The sequence below is a fragment of the Thalassotalea crassostreae genome (assembly GCF_001831495.1).
Taxonomy (GTDB): Bacteria; Pseudomonadota; Gammaproteobacteria; order Enterobacterales; family Alteromonadaceae; genus Thalassotalea_A; species Thalassotalea_A crassostreae.
Genome location: NZ_CP017689.1, coordinates 452400 through 470782 on the forward strand (window position 1 = coordinate 452400; position 18383 = coordinate 470782).

Genomic DNA, 18383 nt, shown 5'->3' on the forward strand with positions numbered 1-18383 from the left:
GCCATATTTATGCAACCTAATCCAATTGAATTAATCTCCGATTATGTCGGTTTTTTCTTTTTGGGAATTGCAGGAGCTATTGCGGCTAATTCGACAGGTGCAGGAGGAGGGGTTGTATTTGTCCCCTCATTTGATGCATTGGGAATGCAGATAGATGCAGATAGATGCAGTTATTGCGACCAGTTTCGCGATTCAATGCTTTGGTATGTTCGTTGGTAGCCTTTCTTGGCTTATGTTTTTCAATGGTGACAACGAACAAAAGATTGAGCGGGTAAACCTGCTTTATCAAACTCTGGTTTGTAGTCTCCCGTTTTCTATTTTAGGTATATTGCTGGTTCAGTATTTACCAATTGTCCCTATCGCGTCTATCCACCTTATATTTAGTGTGTTTTCGTTTATCTTTGGACTAATTGTCATCTATCATTGCGTCTATTTAGGTAAACGTTCCACTCACAGAGGAGTTACACAGCTAAGTAAATCAGAAATATTGCTTATTGCGGTTGTTAGTTTTATCGGCGGTATTATTACCGGATGGATCTCGGTCGGCGTTGGCGAAATTTTAGCAGTGGTTTTATTGTTAAGAGGCTTTTCGGTGATGTTTTCTGTAGCTGCTGGAGTCATAGTCTCGGCACTATCAGTGATGAGCGGTATTGCATATTTTATTAATGAATCGCTAATCAATATCAACGTCCTATTATTTGCTGCGCCTGGCGCTATTATTGGCGCATTATTAGCGCGTTACATTGCCCTTTGGCTTGGTCCTCAAAAATTAAAATTGTTCTTAGGCAGCTGGATACTTTTAGTAGGTCTACTAGGCATTTTTTAGAGTCTTTTCCATTCCCGTACTTTTTTTAAACAAAGTGCCTATTTTTTATTGCATGTTGATGTGAACTTAATATATAATCCGCTTCCGATTTTGCCCGTCTCGCGAGTAAAATCGTTTTTTTGTTAACGGGGAGCTGTTTAATGAACAGCGTTTGAACCCATATTAAAGGTATTAAACCATGGCTAAGAAAGTCCAAGCTTTAATCAAGCTACAGGTTGCTGCTGGTGCAGCTAACCCGTCACCACCAGTTGGTCCTGCACTAGGTCAGCACGGTGTAAACATCATGGAATTCTGTAAAGCGTTCAACGCAAAAACAGATTCTCTTGAGAAAGGCGCTCCAGTTCCAGTAGTAATTACTGTATACAACGATCGTTCATTCACGTTTGAAACTAAAACTCCACCTGCATCTTACTTACTTAAGAAAGCTGCTGGTATCAAAAGCGGTTCAGGCCGTCCTAACACTGAAAAAGTTGGTACTGTAACTACAGCTCAACTTGAAGAGATTGTTAAGACTAAAGAACCAGATCTAACTGCTGGCTCTATGGAAGCTGCAGTGCGTACTATTGCCGGCTCAGCTCGTGCAATGGGTTTAGTGGTAGAGGACTAATTCAATGGCTAAATTATCAAAACGCGCTCGTCTAATCCGTGAAAAAGTAGACGTATTAAAAGAATACGAAATCAATGAAGCAATCGCTTTATTGAAAGAGTTAGCTACTGCTAACTTTAGAGAAAGTGTAGATGTTGCTATTAAATTAGGCATCGATGCACGTAAATCTGACCAAAACGTTCGTGGCGCAACAGTATTACCAAACGGTACTGGTCGTGACGTACGCGTTGCAGTATTTACACAAGGCGCAAACGTTGAGAAGGCTCAAGAAGCTGGTGCTGACGTTATCGGTATGGAAGACTTAGCTGAACAAGTTAAGGCTGGCGAAATGAACTTTGACGTTGTAATCGCTACTCCAGACGCAATGCGTGTTGTAGGTCAACTAGGTCAAGTATTAGGCCCACGTGGTTTAATGCCTAACCCGAAAGTTGGTACTGTAACTCCAGACGTAGCTACTGCTGTTAAAAACGCAAAAGCTGGTCAGATCCGTTACCGTAATGACAAGAATGGTATCATCCATTCTACTATCGGTAAGGTAGACTTTGAAAACGCACACCTTGAAGAAAACCTTGTTGCTTTATTGGCTGCTCTTAAGAAAGCTAAGCCAGCTCAAGCAAAAGGCGCATACATCAAGAAAATTAGCATCTCATCAACTATGGGCGCTGGCGTAGCCGTTGCTCAAGGTTCATTGACTGAAGCTTAATAATGCGTTTACAAGAGGCGGTGATTAGACTATAATTTCGCCTCTTAAAATTTGGTAGGTGCTTGGTTACAATTTTAATAGTCCTTTTTCTTTTTAAAAAGATAGAAGTTGATTTGTTAACTAAACCAAGCTCCCGTCCAAGACCGTAGGTGTCGTTAAAACCTAAAGCACTTTATGAGTGTGGTGATAACCACTTAATTTCCTACGTAGATGGTGTTACCCAGATATTTCCTTAAATTTCTGGCTCTCGCCGTAATGGCCTAAGTCGCTAATTAATTAGTTGCTTAGGAGTTTTAAATATCGGGATTACCCGGTAAACCAGGAGTTAAAGCCAATGGCTATCAATCTTGATGATAAAAAAGCAATTGTTGCTGAAGTTCAAGAAGCGGCTGCTGGCGCTCAATCAGTTGTAATCGCAGATTCACGCGGTGTTACAGTTGATGCAATTACTACTTTACGTGCGCAAGCTCGTGAAAACGGTGTATGGATGAAAGTTGTTCGTAACACGTTAGCACGTCGCGCTGTAGAAGGTACACCTTTCGAATGTATCAAAGATACATTAGTTGGTCCTTCATTAATTGCATTCTCTAACGAACACCCAGGTGCAGCGGCACGTTTATTCTCGGATTTCGCTAAAGAAAACGACAATCTAGAATTAAAAGCAGCAGCATTTGAAGGCGACGTAGTAGATGTTTCGGTATTAGCGAAACTTCCAACTTACGACGAAGCAATTGCACGTTTAATGAGCGCTATGAAAGAAGCATCTGCAGGCAAACTTGCCCGCACTATTGCTGCAATTCGCGATCAGAAAGAGCAAGAAGCAGCTTAATTACGCTGTTAGCTTGTATTTATATAGTTATATTAAACGGCCTTATTTTGAAAAGTGCTGTTTACCCAAATAGGAAAGATGAACATGTCTATCTCTAAAGATGATATCTTAAACGCTATTGCAGAAATGTCTGTAATGGATGTAGTTGAACTAATCGAAGCAATGGAAGAAAAATTCGGTGTTTCTGCTGCTGCAGCTGTTGCTGTTGCTGGTGGTGACGCTGGTGCTGCCGCTGCTGAACAAACTGAGTTTGACGTAGTACTTACTTCTTTCGGTGAGAAGAAAGTTGCTGTAATCAAAGCAGTTCGTGGTGCAACTGGTCTAGGTCTTAAAGAAGCTAAAGAGTTAGTTGAAGCTGCTCCAAAAGCTCTTAAAGAAGGCGTTGACAAAGCAGAAGCTGAAGCTCTTAAAGCATCTCTTGAAGAAGCCGGTGCTACGGTTGAGATCAAGTAATCTGTTTTTTGACAGATTAGCTGCCTAGTAATATAGGCAATGGCTGGTGACAATTTGTCACCGGCCTTTTTGCGCTAAAAGACACAGTGTTTTTTATTATTGTGTTTTAATTGTTTTTTTTTGAACAAAAACAGTGCATTATTAAGTATTAACTTAAAGTTAACATGGGATTTCTGTGTAATTTTAGGTTTTATTTAGTTTTATTCCTGACTATTCATAGTCAGATTTGGCCATAACCAGCAAGATGAGGAACCCATGGTTTACTCTTATTCTGAGAAGAAGCGTATTCGAAAGGATTTTGGTAAGAGCGTTCAGGTAATGGATTATCCATTCCTGTTGTCTATCCAACTCGAATCTTTCCGCAAGTTTATTGATATCGATGCAACGGGTGCAGTAGGCCTTGAAGCCGCTTTCCGTAGCGTATTTCCAATTAAAAGTTATTCTGGTAATTCAGAATTACAATATGTTAGCTACCGTTTAGGTGAGCCACTATTTGATGTTAAAGAATGTCAAATCCGTGGTGTAACATACTCTGCCGCATTGCGCGTTAAATTGCGTATGGTAATTTACGATAAAGAAGCAGCAGCAGGCACCGTTAAAGATATTAAAGAACAAGAAGTTTACATGGGCGAAATCCCATTGATGACGGAAAATGGAACCTTTGTTATCAACGGTACTGAGCGTGTTATTGTTTCACAATTACACCGTTCCCCTGGCGTGTTCTTCGATCACGATAAAGGTAAAACTCACTCTTCGGGTAAAGTGTTATACAACGCACGTGTTATCCCTTACCGTGGTTCATGGTTAGACTTTGAGTTTGATCCGAAAGATAATTTATTTGTTCGTATTGACCGTCGCCGTAAATTACCAGCGTCAATCATTTTACGTGCTCTTGAATATACCACAGAACAAATCTTAGAAATGTTCTACGAGACTACTCGATTTGATATCAAGAAAAGCAAGTTAGTTATGGAACTTGTTCCTGAACGTTTGCGCGGTGAAACTGCAACGTTTGATATTAAATTACCAAAAGGTGACGTATTAGTTGAGCAAGGTCGTCGTATTACTGCTCGTCATATCCGTGCACTTACTAAAGATGGCATTGATAAATTAGACGTACCAGCAGACTACATCATTGGTCGTGTTCTAGCGAAAGATTACATCAGTAAAGAAACTGGTGAAGTTGTAGGTGAAGCGAATGCTGAAATCACCTTAGAACTTTTAGCTGAACTTACCGAAGCTGGTTACAAGTCACTTGAAACTTTATACATGAATGAATTCGATTGTGGTTCATACATGTCAGACACCTTACGTGTTGATAGTTCAACTAACCGTTTAGAAGCGCTAGTTGAAATTTATCGTATGATGCGTCCTGGTGAGCCACCAACAAAAGACGCTGCAGAAGCGTTATTTGATAACTTGTTTTTCTCTGATGAACGTTATGACTTATCAAGTGTTGGTCGCATGAAATTCAATCGCCGTGTTGGTCGCTCAGAAAGCACTGGCTCAGGCATCTTATCGAACGATGACATTATCTCGGTAATGAAAACATTGATCGATATTCGCGACGGTAAAGGTGAAGTGGACGATATCGACCACTTAGGTAACCGTCGTATCCGTTCTGTAGGTGAAATGGCAGAAAACCAATTCCGTGTTGGTTTAGTTCGTGTAGAACGTGCTGTTCGTGAACGTTTATCACTTGGTGATCTTGATGCAGTAATGCCACAAGATTTAATCAATGCTAAGCCTATCTCTGCAGCGGTTAAAGAATTCTTTGGTTCTTCACAACTTTCGCAATTCATGGATCAGAACAACCCGTTATCAGAAGTGACGCACAAACGTCGTATTTCTGCATTAGGCCCGGGCGGTTTAACTCGTGAACGTGCTGGTTTCGAGGTTCGAGATGTACATCCAACTCACTACGGTCGAGTATGTCCAATCGAAACACCGGAAGGTCCAAACATCGGTTTGATCAACTCTTTATCATGTTACGCACGTACAAACGACTACGGTTTCTTGGAAACTCCTTACCGTAAAGTTGTTGACGGTTTAGTTACTGAAGAGATTGATTACTTATCAGCAATCGAAGAAGGTAACTTTGTTATCGCACAGGCGAATGCTGATTTAGATACAGCTGGTAAATTAGTTGAAGGTCTTGTTCCTTGTCGTCATAAGAATGAATTTACACTTATGTCAGCTGAACAAGTTCAGTATATGGATGTTTCTCCACAGCAAATCATCTCTGTGGCAGCATCATTAATTCCATTCCTAGAGCATGATGATGCTAACCGTGCCTTGATGGGTGCGAACATGCAACGTCAAGCAGTTCCAACGTTAATCGCTGATAAGCCTTTAGTTGGTACAGGTATGGAAAAAACTATCGCGGTAGACTCTGGTGTAACAGCCGTAGCTAAACGTGGTGGTGTAGTTGATTATGTAGATGCGTCTCGTATCGTTGTTCGTGTTAACGAAAACGAAATGACTGCCGGTGAAGCTGGTATCGATATTTACAATTTAACTAAATACACTCGTTCTAACCAGAATACTTGTATTAACCAACGTCCAACTTGTAATGTTGGCGAACCAGTGCAACGTGGTGACGTGTTAGCCGATGGTCCTTCTACCGATTTAGGTGAGTTGGCTCTTGGTCAAAACATGCGTATCGCATTCATGCCTTGGAATGGTTATAACTTCGAGGATTCAATGTTGATTTCTGAACGTGTAACGAAAGAAGATCGTTTCACTACTATTCATATTCAGGAATTATCATGTATCGCTCGCGACACCAAGTTAGGTTCTGAAGAAATTACTTCAGATATTCCAAACGTTGGTGAATCTGCACTTAGCAAGCTAGATGAATCTGGCGTTGTTTACATCGGTGCAGAAGTTAACGGTGGTGACATCTTAGTAGGTAAAGTAACGCCTAAAGGTGAAACGCAGTTAACGCCTGAAGAAAAACTATTACGTGCGATTTTCGGTGAGAAAGCTGCTGACGTTAAAGACAGCTCGCTACGTGTACCAAACTCAGTGTCTGGTACGATCATCGACGTACAAGTCTTTACCCGTGACGGTGTAGAGAAAGATGCCCGTGCATTAGAAATTGAAGAAATGCAATTGAGTGAAGTTAAGAAAGATCTTGGCGATGAATTCAGCATTTTAGAAGATGGTATATATGCTCGTGCGAAGAAACTTTTATTATCTGCTGGTTTAAATGAGTCAGACCTTAACGGTATGTCTCGCGACCAATGGTTAACACAAAGTTTATCTGACGAAGGTCAACAAACTGAATTAGAACAAATTGCAGAGCAATACGATGCAATTAGAGCTGATTTCGACAAGAAGTATGAAGTTAAGCGTCGTAAGATCACTCAAGGTGATGACTTACAACCTGGCGTTCTGAAAATTGTTAAAGTTTACCTTGCTGTTAAACGTCGCCTACAACCAGGTGATAAAATGGCTGGTCGTCACGGTAACAAAGGTGTTATCTCAAACGTTGTTCCAGTTGAAGATATGCCTTATGACGACAATGGTGAGCCGGTAGATATCGTGCTTAACCCACTAGGTGTACCATCTCGTATGAACATCGGTCAGATCCTTGAAACACATATGGGTATGGCTGCTCGTGGTATCGGTGAAAAAATCGACCGCATGATGAAAGAGCAACAAGAAATTGCGAAACTTCGTACTTTCTTGAAAGATGTATACGCAGTTGGTGAATCTCGTCAAGAGGTAGACATCGATAGTTTCTCTGATGACGAAGTTAATCGCTTAGCGGATAACTTGCGTGCTGGTTTACCAATCGCGACTCCTGCGTTTGATGGCGCTGCAGAGAAAGAAATCAAAGAGCTATTCCGTTTGGCAGAGATGCCAGAAAGCGGTCAGTTCACTCTATATGATGGCCGTACTGGTCGTGCATTTGAGCGTCCTGTAACCGTTGGTTATATGTACATGCTGAAACTGAATCACTTAGTTGATGACAAGATGCATGCGCGTTCAACAGGTTCTTACTCACTTGTTACACAGCAACCACTTGGCGGTAAAGCTCAGTTCGGTGGTCAGCGTTTCGGTGAGATGGAAGTATGGGCACTTGAAGCATACGGTGCTGCATATACCCTACAAGAAATGCTTACGGTTAAATCCGATGACGTTAACGGTCGTACTAAGATGTACAAAAACCTTGTTGACGGTGATCATCGTATGGAACCTGGTATGCCTGAATCGTTCAACGTATTGTTGAAAGAAATCCGTTCGTTAGGTATCAATATCGAACTGGATCAGGAATAACCTGTATAGCTGATTAATCAGAAAGTCGGGAGGGCTTCGGCTCTCCCTAGATGTTAACTCCGACAGGAGATAGAGTGTGAAAGATTTACTTAAGTTTCTTAAGCAACAAAATCAAACTGAAGAATTCGATGGTATTCGAATTGGTTTAGCGTCACCAGACATGATCCGTTCATGGTCTTTTGGTGAGGTAAAGAAGCCAGAAACCATCAACTACCGTACGTTCAAACCTGAACGTGACGGTCTTTTCTGTGCCCGTATTTTCGGCCCAGTAAAAGATTACGAATGTTTATGTGGTAAGTACAAACGCCTTAAGCATCGTGGTGTAATTTGTGAAAAATGTGGTGTTGAAGTAACGCTAACTAAAGTTCGTCGTGACCGTATGGGACACATCGAACTAGCTAGCCCAGTTGCTCACATCTGGTTCTTAAAATCATTGCCATCTCGTATCGGTTTATTACTTGATATGACATTGCGTGATATTGAACGCGTATTATATTTCGAATCTTATGTTGTTACCGAACCAGGTATGACGACATTAGAACGCAGCCAAATTTTAACTGAAGAAGAGTACCTAGATTCTCTTGAAGAACACGGTGATGAATTTGATGCGAAAATGGGTGCTGAAGCTGTTTTAGCCCTATTAAAAGAAATTGACTTGAACGCTGAAATTGAGCAAATGCGTGAAGAACTACCTGAGATTGGTAGTGAAACTAAGCGTAAGAAAATCACTAAGCGTCTTAAATTGATGGAAGCATTCGCTCAGTCTGGTAACAAGCCAGAGTGGATGATTATGTCGGTTCTTCCGATCCTTCCACCAGATCTTCGTCCACTAGTACCACTAGATGGCGGTCGTTTTGCGACTTCTGATCTGAATGATTTATACCGTCGTGTTATTAACCGTAACAACCGTCTAAAACGTCTTCTAGACTTAGTTGCTCCAGATATCATCGTACGTAACGAAAAACGTATGTTACAAGAATCTGTTGATGCTCTTTTAGATAACGGTCGTCGTGGTCGCGCAATTACAGGTTCTAACAAACGTCCTCTTAAATCTCTTGCTGATATGATCAAGGGTAAACAAGGTCGTTTCCGTCAAAACTTACTTGGTAAGCGTGTAGATTACTCTGGTCGTTCTGTAATTACAGTTGGTCCAACTCTTCGTTTACACCAATGTGGTCTTCCTAAGAAGATGGCATTAGAGTTATTTAAGCCATTCATCTACGGTAAATTAGAAGCACGTGGTTTAGCGACTACGATTAAAGCTGCTAAGAAACTTGTAGAACGTGAAGGTGGTGAAGTTTGGGATGTACTTGATGAAGTAATCCGTGAACACCCGGTTATGCTTAACCGTGCACCAACACTTCATAGACTTGGTATCCAAGCATTCGAACCAGTACTTATCGAAGGTAAAGCAATCCATTTACATCCACTCGTTTGTGCGGCATACAACGCCGATTTCGATGGTGACCAAATGGCTGTACACGTTCCGCTAACGATTGAAGCACAAATGGAAGCTCGCGCATTAATGATGTCGACTAACAACGTGCTATCGCCAGCGAACGGTGACCCAATCATCGTTCCTTCACAGGATGTTGTATTAGGTCTTTACTACTTAACGCGTGAACGTGTTAACGGTAAAGGTGAAGGTATGGTATTCACTTCTGAAAAAGAAGCTGAAAAAGCGTACCGCACGGAAACTGCTGAATTACATGCTCGCGTTAAAGTTCGTATTACTCAAGTTGTAAACGGTGAAGAAGTTACTTCATTAATCGATACAACTGTTGGTCGTGCACTTTTATGGCAGGTATGTCCTAAAGGACTTCCGTACGAACTAATTAACCAACCATTAGGTAAGAAGCAAATTTCAAATCTTATTAACCATGCGTATCGTAACCTTGGTTTAAAAGACACTGTTATTTTTGCTGACCATATCATGTACACAGGTTTCCACTACGCGATGATCGCTGGTGCATCTGTAGGTATCGATGACATGGTTATCCCTGATGAGAAGTACACTATCATCGAAGCTGCTGAAGAAGAAGTTACTGAGATTCAACAACAGTTTGAATCTGGTCTTGTTACCGCTGGTGAGAAATACAACAAAGTTATCGATATTTGGTCTTCTGCTAACGAAAAAGTTTCGAAAGCGATGATGGACAACTTATCGAAAGAACACGTATTAAACCGTGACGGTGAGATGGAAGAGCAAGACTCATTCAACTCAATCTACATGATGGCTGACTCTGGTGCTCGTGGTAGTGCCGCTCAGATCCGTCAGTTAGCCGGTATGCGTGGTTTGATGGCAAAACCAGATGGTTCAATCATCGAAACACCAATCACAGCGAACTTCCGTGAAGGTCTGAACGTACTACAGTACTTCATCTCTACTCACGGTGCTCGTAAAGGTTTGGCCGATACGGCACTTAAAACAGCTAACTCGGGTTACTTAACTCGTCGTCTAGTTGACGTTGCACAAGATTTGGTTGTTACAGAACAAGATTGTGGCGTAGAAGAAGGTCTATTAATGACACCTCTAATCGAAGGTGGTGATGTTGTAGAACCATTACGCGAACGAGTTCTTGGTCGTGTTGTATGTAATGACGTACTAATCCCTGGTACAGAAGACGTATTATTCGCACGTAACACATTATTAGATGAAGCTAAGTGTGACACGTTAGAAGAACACTCTGTTGACCAAGTATGGGTTCGTTCAATCATTACTTGTGATACAGACTTTGGTATTTGTGCACAGTGTTATGGTCGTGACTTAGCACGCGGTCACTTAATTAACGAAGGTGAAGCCGTTGGTGTTGTTGCAGCACAATCAATCGGTGAACCAGGTACACAGTTAACGATGCGTACGTTCCACATCGGTGGTGCAGCATCTCGAGCTTCTGCTGAAAACTCAGTACAAGTTAAAAATACTGGTACATTGAAGTTACAAAACGCTAAGTTCGTTACTAGTTCAGAAGATAAGCTAGTTATCACGTCACGTTCATCAGAACTTACAGTTATTGATGAGTTAGGTCGTGAGAAAGAGCGTTATAAAGTTCCTTACGGTGCTGAATTAGGTAAGAAAGACGGTGATGCAATCGAAGCTGGTGAAACAATTGCAAATTGGGACCCGCATACGCATCCAATCATCACTGAAGTAGCAGGTAAGATCAAATTTGTTGATATCATCGATCAGGTAACTATCGAACGTCAAACTGATGAACTTACGGGTCTATCATCTATCGTAATTATCGATGCTGCGCAGCGTAATACTGCTGGTAAAGAATTACGTCCAATGGTGAAATTGGTCGACAAGAAAGGTAAAGATGTAATGATCGCTGGTACAGATATTCCAGCACAATACTTCTTACCTGGTAAAGCGATTGTTAACCTTGAAGATGGTGCAGAAGTGAACATCGGTGATGCGTTAGCACGTATTCCTCAAGAGTCTTCGAAGACTCGTGATATTACCGGTGGTCTTCCACGTGTTGCTGATTTATTTGAAGCGCGTAAACCGAAAGAGCCAGCAATTCTTGCTGAGAAGACTGGTATCATTGGTTTCGGTAAAGAGACTAAAGGTAAAGTTCGTTTACAAATCACTCAACCAAGTGGTGAAGTATACGAAGAGATGATTCCTAAGTGGCGTCAGCTTAACGTGTTCGAAGGTGAATCTGTACTACAAGGTGAGGTAATTGCCGATGGTCCAGAATCGCCACATGACATTTTACGTCTACGTGGCATCGATCATGTTGCTAACTACATTGTTAACGAAGTACAAGATGTATATCGTTTACAAGGTGTTAAGATCAATGATAAGCACATCGAGGTTATTGTTCGTCAAATGATCCGTAAGTGTGAAATCATGAGTTCAGGTGACAGTGACTTCTTAGCTGGTGAACAAGTTGAAGTAGCGCGCGTTAAAGTAGCGAACCGTGAACTTGAAGCTGCTGGTAAGAAACCTGCTGAATTCCAAACATTAATGTTAGGTATCACTAAAGCTTCACTTGCAACTGAATCGTTTATCTCAGCTGCATCGTTCCAGGAAACTACGCGAGTTCTTACTGAAGCTGCTGTTGCAGGTAAGAAAGATGACTTACGTGGCTTGAAAGAGAACGTTATTGTTGGTCGACTAATTCCTGCGGGTACTGGTTATGCGTATCATAAGAATCGCATGAACAAAGCACTTGCTGCTGAAGAAGAAGAAGAAACAACAGTGTCTGCTGAAGATGCAGAACAAGCATTAACAGATGCGTTAAACGCTGATCTTTTAGGTGGCCTTGGCGACCTAGCTACAGACGGCGAATAAGCAAGATTTACCATCATTGATCAAAATGATCGATGATGGTTGATCACTAACTGTACAAAAAAGATCAATGATCTTTGCTCTGTAGCTTGACAGTTAGCCGCTTGACCTATAAAATTCCGCGACCCTATAAGTAGGGTCGCGGATTTTCACGTTTAAGAGCGTGCATAAATTACAGAAAAAAACTGTAATGGAGCACATATATAACTAATCAGGAGCCCATTAATGGCAACTATTAACCAATTAGTACGTAAACCACGTGTTAAGCAGGTAACTAAAAGTAACGTTCCAGCGTTACAAGCCTGCCCACAACGTCGTGGCGTATGTACTCGTGTGTATACAACTACACCGAAAAAACCTAACTCAGCACTACGTAAAGTAGCTCGTGTTCGTTTAACTAACGGCTTCGAAGTTACTTCATACATCGGTGGTGAAGGTCACAACTTACAAGAGCATAGCGTAATTTTAATTCGCGGTGGTCGTGTAAAAGATTTACCTGGTGTTCGTTACCACACCGTTCGCGGTGCACTAGATTGTTCTGGTGTTAACGACAGAAGACAAGGCCGTTCTAAGTACGGTGCTAAGCGCCCTAAATCTTAACGGACTCCGTCAAGTAAGGCCAAACAACCTATATTAACTTTTGTTTTGGGAAATTCCTGAAATTACAATCGGAGTACATAAAATGCCAAGAAGACGTGTCGTAGGACAAAGAAAAATCTTGCCAGATCCGAAGTTCAAAAACGAACTTTTAGCAAAATTCATCAACATCTTAATGGTTGATGGAAAGAAATCTACAGCAGAAAAAATAGTTTATGGTGCACTAGACATCTTAACTGAAAAGAACACTGATAAAGAACATTTAGAGTTATTTGAAATTGCTCTAGAGAACATCCGTCCACAGGTTGAGGTTAAATCTCGTCGTGTTGGTGGTTCTACTTACCAGGTTCCAGTTGAAGTTCGTCCAGTACGTCGTAACGCGCTAGCAATGCGCTGGTTAGTTGACGCTGCTCGTAAACGTGGTGAAAAATCAATGGCTCAACGCCTAGCTAACGAAATGTTAGATGCATTTGATAACAAAGGTTCAGCTGTGAAAAAACGTGAAGACGTTCACAGAATGGCTGAAGCTAACAAAGCATTCGCTCATTACCGTTGGTAAAATAAATTGGCTGGTCGCTTGTGCGACCAGCCATTTTCTATTGTCTGGGGCTTACCCTAGAAAGAGGATGATATAAGTGGCTCGTACAACTCCTATTGAGCTATACCGTAATATTGGTATATGTGCTCATGTAGATGCTGGTAAAACGACAACAACAGAACGTGTGCTATTCTATACTGGTCTTTCTCATAGGATTGGTGAAGTACATGACGGTGCTGCAACCATGGATTGGATGGAACAAGAACAGGAGCGTGGTATCACTATCACTTCTGCTGCAACTACTTGTTTCTGGAAAGGTATGGAAGGTCAGTTCAAAGATCACCGTATCAATATCATCGACACGCCTGGTCACGTAGACTTTACAATCGAAGTTGAACGATCGTTACGAGTACTCGATGGTGCCGTATTAGTACTTTGTGGTTCATCTGGTGTTCAGCCTCAAACTGAAACCGTTTGGCGTCAAATGGAAAAATACGAAGTTCCTCGCTTAGTGTTTGTCAATAAAATGGACCGAACCGGTGCCAATTTCCTAAGTGTTGTTGAACAAATGAAGGATCGCCTAGGCGCGAATCCTGTGCCAATTCAGTTAGCAATTGGTAGTGAAGAAGATTTTACCGGTGTTGTTGATCTTATTAAGATGAAGGCAATCAACTGGAATGAAGCCGATCACGGAATGACGTTTAATTACGAAGACATTCCAAGTGATATGCAAGATTTAGCAGAAGAGTGGCGTGAGCACTTAGTTGAATCTGCAGCGGAAGCTTCTGAAGAATTAATGGATAAGTACCTTGAAGAAGGCGATTTATCTGAAGAAGAAATAAAAGCTGGCTTGCGCACCCGAACGCTAAGTAACGAGGTTATACTTGTTACCTGTGGTTCTGCATTTAAGAACAAAGGTGTACAAGCAGTATTAGACGCTGTTGTCGAATATTTACCGTCGCCTACTGAAGTAAAGGCGATAACCGGTATAAACAACGATAAGCACGAAACGGAAGGTTCTCGTGAAGCAGATGACAACGCACCATTTGCTGCTCTAGCGTTTAAAATTGCGACTGACCCGTTTGTAGGGACTTTAACTTTTATCCGTGTTTATTCCGGTTTAGTTAATTCTGGCGATGCGGTATACAACGCAGTTAAAGCGAAAAAAGAAAGAATTGGCCGCATTGTTCAGATGCATGCTAATGACCGTGCCGAAATAAAAGAAGTACGCGCAGGCGATATCGCTGCGTTGATCGGTATGAAAGATGTAACAACAGGTGATACTTTGTGTGATCCAAAGCATGTGATCACATTAGAACGAATGGAATTTCCAGAACCGGTAATTTCTATCGCGGTAGAACCTAGAACTAAAGCTGACCAAGATAAAATGGGTGTTGCTTTAGGTAAACTTGCAGCGGAAGATCCATCGTTTCGCGTTGAAACGGATGATGAAACTGGTCAAACGATAATTTCTGGTATGGGTGAGCTACACTTAGATATCATTGTTGATCGTATGAAACGTGAGTTTAAAGTCGACTGTAATGTTGGTAAACCACAAGTGTCTTACCGTGAGACTATTCGCAAATCTGTGGAAGTCGAAGGTAAGTTTGTTCGCCAATCAGGTGGGCGTGGTCAATATGGACATGTATGGCTTAAATTGGAACCTCTTGCTGAAGGTGAAGGATTCCAATTTGAAAGTGAAATCGTCGGCGGTGCCGTACCAAAAGAGTACTGGGGCGCTGTAGAGAAAGGTTGTGAAGAGCAAATGCAAAACGGCGTTTTAGCTGGTTTTCCATTGTTAGATATTAAAGCGACTTTATATGACGGTTCATTCCATGATGTTGACTCAAATGAAATGGCTTTTAAGGTAGCTGCTTCAATGGGCTTTAGAGATGGTGTGCTTAATGCTAATCCAGTATTACTAGAGCCAATGATGAAAGTTGAAGTAACTACACCGGAAGAAAATATGGGTGACGTTGTTGGTGATTTAAACCGACGTCGCGGCATGATTGAGGGTATGGATGAAGGTCCTGCAGGTTCAAAGATAGTGACAGCTTTAGTGCCATTATCTGAAATGTTTGGTTACGCTACGGATTTACGTAGTGCAACCCAAGGCCGTGCATCATACTCAATGGAGTTTAAGCAGTATAGTGACGCTCCTAAAAATGTAACAGAAGCAATATGTGAAGGTATTTTTTAATACCTGCAACTAATTTTAAAATCCTAGGATGCTGCACACCAGCAAACTAACACTAACTTTAAGGTACATGTAAAATGGCTAAAGAAAAATTTGAACGTTCGAAACCGCACGTTAACGTTGGTACTATCGGTCACGTCGATCACGGTAAAACTACTTTAACGGCTGCTATCTCAGCTGTATTAACTAAAGTTCACGGTGGTGAAGTTAAAGATTTCGCACAAATCGATAACGCACCAGAAGAGCGTGAGCGTGGTATTACAATCAATACTTCTCACATCGAGTACGATACAGAATCACGTCACTACGCACACGTAGACTGTCCTGGTCACGCCGATTACGTTAAAAACATGATCACTGGTGCTGCACAAATGGACGGCGCTATCTTAGTAGTTGCTGCTACAGATGGTCCTATGCCACAAACTCGTGAGCACATCCTACTTTCTCGTCAGGTTGGTGTTCCTTTCATCATCGTATTCATGAACAAATGTGACATGGTAGATGACGAAGAGTTATTAGAATTAGTAGAAATGGAAGTTCGTGAACTTCTTTCTGAATACGATTTCCCAGGTGATGACTTACCAGTAATCCAAGGTTCAGCATTAGGCGCACTTAACGGTGAAGCACAATGGGAAGAGCGTGTAGTAGAACTTGCTAACGCACTTGATACTTACATTCCAGAGCCAGAGCGTGCAATCGATGGTGATTTCATCCTTCCAATCGAAGATGTATTCTCAATCCAAGGTCGTGGTACAGTTGTAACTGGTCGTGTTGAGCGTGGTATCGTTAAAGTTGGTGACGAAGTAGAAATCGTAGGTATCAAAGAAACTACAACTACTACTTGTACTGGTGTAGAAATGTTCCGTAAGCTTCTTGACGAAGGTCGTGCTGGTGAGAACTGTGGTGTTCTTTTACGTGGTACTAAGCGTGAAGACGTACAACGTGGTCAAGTACTATGTAAGCCTGGTTCAATCAACCCGCATACTAAGTTCGAATCAGAAGTATACGTACTAACTAAAGATGAAGGTGGTCGTCATACTCCATTCTTCAAAGGTTACCGTCCACAGTTTTACTTCCGTACAACTGACATCACAGGTGCTGTAGAGCTTCCTGAAGGTGTAGAAATGGTAATGCCTGGCGACAACTTAAAGTTTGTTGTTGAGCTAATCAACCCAATCGCGATGGACGAAGGTTTACGTTTCGCTATCCGTGAAGGTGGTAGAACAGTAGGCGCAGGCGTAGTATCAAAAGTTATTGACTAATAACTTTGAATACAGCCTAAGCTGAATAAGAAAGGTCGCGAAAGCGGCCTTTTTTATGTCCGCCATCCATGGCTTCCACCCTGCGGGTTGCTTTGCAGTGAAATTTTGTTCCTGACAAAATTTTATTTCTGTTCTACCAGCTTCACGGTGTTCCGTGATGACAAATACGTTAAGAAAATAGTCCGAATGGACTATTTTGCATGTCAGGCGTCCATGCCTGCCACCCTTCGGGTTGCTAACGCAATGTAAATTTATTCCGGATAAATTTTTAGTATTTGCAGTATCGCTCTGCGATACGGTAAAACCATTTATGGTTTTCTAGAGCATACAGTTGGCGTAGGTGTTGACCGAAAATTGCTCCTGCATTTTCGGCATTCTCACCATCCATGGCGGTTTATCTAAACTAATCGACTAATATCGAGCTTTAGTTCACATTAGAACTACTAAAAAAGGATGCTTCGGCATCCTTTTTTGTTGCCTTAAGAAAAACACCAACCACCACCAATGAAGGTGGCGCTCTCGATACAGGGTTGGTACTGGTGTATCTAAAGTAATCGACTAATATCGATTACTTGGTAACTACCAAGTACTACAGAAAAAGAGCGCTTAGGCGCTCTTTTTTTTGCTTAAAGAAAAGCGAAAGCAAGTAGCTACTTTTTATATCCACCTCGTACTTGATGAGGTCCCACCCAAAAGCACGGTGGGATGACGTATAGGATATACGAATGCCGCGATGTCATAAATGGCACGGAGAGGTGACGGCGCTTTTTTCAGCGTTTATCAGTACATAACTCAGAAACCGTTAGTTCGCTAAACTTTATTCATTCAACTAGTATTACATTGAATAATTATAATTAATTGAGATATTTATGGATTACGATAAAGTAGCTACTGATCTATTTGAAATAGTTGTTCTTTATGGGCCGAAGTTAATTTCAGCGGTTCTAATTTGGATTGTCGGCGCGTGGGTAATTAAAGGCTTGTCACTTGCTATCGGCAAGGCGATGATTAGAGGTGATATTGACGAATCACTTAGACCTTTTGTTAAAGGTCTAAGCGAAATGTTAATGAAGGTGCTGCTTGTCATCACCGTATTGAGCATGCTTGGCATTGAGATGACTTCTTTCGTCGCTATATTAGGTGCGGCGGGCTTAGCTATCGGTATGGCTCTGTCAGGAACTTTACAAAACTTTGCCGGTGGCGTCATGATCCTAATCTTTAAACCATATCGAATTGGCGACGTAATCGATGCACAAGGATATGTAGGGAAAGTATCAGAAATCCAAATTTTTAATACAATCTTAAAAACCCCCGATAATAAGACGATTATTATTCCTAATGGCGGTCTAGCCACAGGGTCAATGATTAATTATTCCATTGAGCCGACGCGTCGTGTAGATTGGACATTCGGTATAGGCTACGGTGATGATGTAGATCAAGCAAAGACTGTAATGAGGAAATTATGTGATCAAGATGAGCGTATTTTAAAAGATCCCGAGGTTTATATTGCAGTGTCTGCGCTTGCAGATAGCTCTGTCAATTTTACCGTGAGAGCTTGGGTTAATGCCGCCGATTACTGGGATGTATTTTTTGATATGAATGAACAGATATATAAAGTGTTCAATAACGAAGGATTGAATATACCCTTTCCACAAATGGATGTTCATCTACATAAAGCTGAATAACATACCAATTTATTCGTGCTATAGGGGAATTTGTTCCTCATCGTTGAACTTGCAATGATATGAACACTCTGACTAGGTATGAATTTAATGTCACTATTGAAAATG

At 41.5% G+C, this 18383-nt stretch carries 12 protein-coding genes; all 12 read left to right on the plus strand.

The annotated features are described in order from the left end of the window. The first annotated feature begins 154 nt into the window (after positions 1-154). Complete coding sequence (locus LT090_RS01975) at positions 155-826, plus strand: sulfite exporter TauE/SafE family protein (RefSeq protein WP_082897188.1); 672 nt, start codon at positions 155-157, stop codon at positions 824-826. Between the two features lie 178 nt (positions 827-1004). Beyond that, positions 1005-1433, plus strand: a complete 429-nt coding sequence (rplK, locus tag LT090_RS01980; protein WP_068546809.1) for a 50S ribosomal protein L11 — start codon at positions 1005-1007, stop codon at positions 1431-1433. A 4-nt stretch (positions 1434-1437) separates the two neighbouring features. Then, positions 1438-2136, plus strand: a complete 699-nt coding sequence (gene rplA / locus LT090_RS01985; protein ID WP_068546808.1) for a 50S ribosomal protein L1 — start codon at positions 1438-1440, stop codon at positions 2134-2136. 334 nt (positions 2137-2470) lie between these two features. After that, positions 2471-2965, plus strand: coding sequence for a 50S ribosomal protein L10 (rplJ, locus tag LT090_RS01990; RefSeq protein WP_068546807.1), 495 nt, complete (start codon positions 2471-2473; stop codon positions 2963-2965). 84 nt (positions 2966-3049) lie between these two features. Further along, a complete protein-coding gene (rplL, locus tag LT090_RS01995; RefSeq protein WP_068546806.1) occupies positions 3050-3418 on the plus strand; it encodes a 50S ribosomal protein L7/L12 in 369 nt (122 codons plus the stop codon). Between the two features lie 255 nt (positions 3419-3673). Then, positions 3674-7702 carry a DNA-directed RNA polymerase subunit beta gene (gene rpoB / locus LT090_RS02000; RefSeq protein WP_068546805.1) on the plus strand — a complete coding sequence of 1343 codons (4029 nt, stop codon included), beginning with the start codon at positions 3674-3676 and terminating at the stop codon, positions 7700-7702. A 76-nt stretch (positions 7703-7778) separates the two neighbouring features. Then, the gene (gene rpoC / locus LT090_RS02005; protein ID WP_068546804.1) at positions 7779-12002 is read left to right on the plus strand and encodes a DNA-directed RNA polymerase subunit beta'; all 4224 of its coding nucleotides are present in this window, start codon (positions 7779-7781) and stop codon (positions 12000-12002) included. A gap of 222 nt (positions 12003-12224) precedes the next feature. Continuing rightward, entirely contained in the window at positions 12225-12599 is a 375-nt protein-coding gene (gene rpsL / locus LT090_RS02010; protein ID WP_033078695.1) for a 30S ribosomal protein S12, read from the plus strand. Between the two features lie 82 nt (positions 12600-12681). Beyond that, positions 12682-13155 carry a 30S ribosomal protein S7 gene (rpsG, locus tag LT090_RS02015; protein ID WP_068546803.1) on the plus strand — a complete coding sequence of 158 codons (474 nt, stop codon included), beginning with the start codon at positions 12682-12684 and terminating at the stop codon, positions 13153-13155. A 76-nt stretch (positions 13156-13231) separates the two neighbouring features. Then, positions 13232-15334, plus strand: a complete 2103-nt coding sequence (fusA, locus tag LT090_RS02020) for an elongation factor G (protein ID WP_068546802.1) — start codon at positions 13232-13234, stop codon at positions 15332-15334. A gap of 74 nt (positions 15335-15408) precedes the next feature. After that, positions 15409-16593: an elongation factor Tu gene (gene tuf / locus LT090_RS02025; RefSeq protein ID WP_070795875.1), complete on the plus strand. Its 1185-nt coding sequence runs from the start codon at positions 15409-15411 to the stop codon at positions 16591-16593. A gap of 869 nt (positions 16594-17462) precedes the next feature. Further along, positions 17463-18278 carry a mechanosensitive ion channel family protein gene (locus tag LT090_RS02030; protein WP_068545025.1) on the plus strand — a complete coding sequence of 272 codons (816 nt, stop codon included), beginning with the start codon at positions 17463-17465 and terminating at the stop codon, positions 18276-18278. Positions 18279-18383: the final 105 nt, after the last annotated feature.

Bases quoted from the DNA above. Each gene is read 5' to 3' on its own strand.
- rpsL (WP_033078695.1), top strand. From the start codon at position 12,225: ATGGCAACTATTAACCAATTAGTACGTAAACCACGTGTTAAGCAGGTA.
- rpsG (WP_068546803.1), top strand. From the start codon at position 12,682: ATGCCAAGAAGACGTGTCGTAGGACAAAGAAAAATCTTGCCAGATCCG.
- rplK (WP_068546809.1), top strand. From the start codon at position 1,005: ATGGCTAAGAAAGTCCAAGCTTTAATCAAGCTACAGGTTGCTGCTGGT.
- rplJ (WP_068546807.1), top strand. From the start codon at position 2,471: ATGGCTATCAATCTTGATGATAAAAAAGCAATTGTTGCTGAAGTTCAA.
- LT090_RS01975 (WP_082897188.1), top strand. From the start codon at position 155: ATGCAGATAGATGCAGTTATTGCGACCAGTTTCGCGATTCAATGCTTT.
- rplL (WP_068546806.1), top strand. From the start codon at position 3,050: ATGTCTATCTCTAAAGATGATATCTTAAACGCTATTGCAGAAATGTCT.
- rplA (WP_068546808.1), top strand. From the start codon at position 1,438: ATGGCTAAATTATCAAAACGCGCTCGTCTAATCCGTGAAAAAGTAGAC.
- LT090_RS02030 (WP_068545025.1), top strand. From the start codon at position 17,463: ATGGATTACGATAAAGTAGCTACTGATCTATTTGAAATAGTTGTTCTT.
- rpoB (WP_068546805.1), top strand. From the start codon at position 3,674: ATGGTTTACTCTTATTCTGAGAAGAAGCGTATTCGAAAGGATTTTGGT.
- tuf (WP_070795875.1), top strand. From the start codon at position 15,409: ATGGCTAAAGAAAAATTTGAACGTTCGAAACCGCACGTTAACGTTGGT.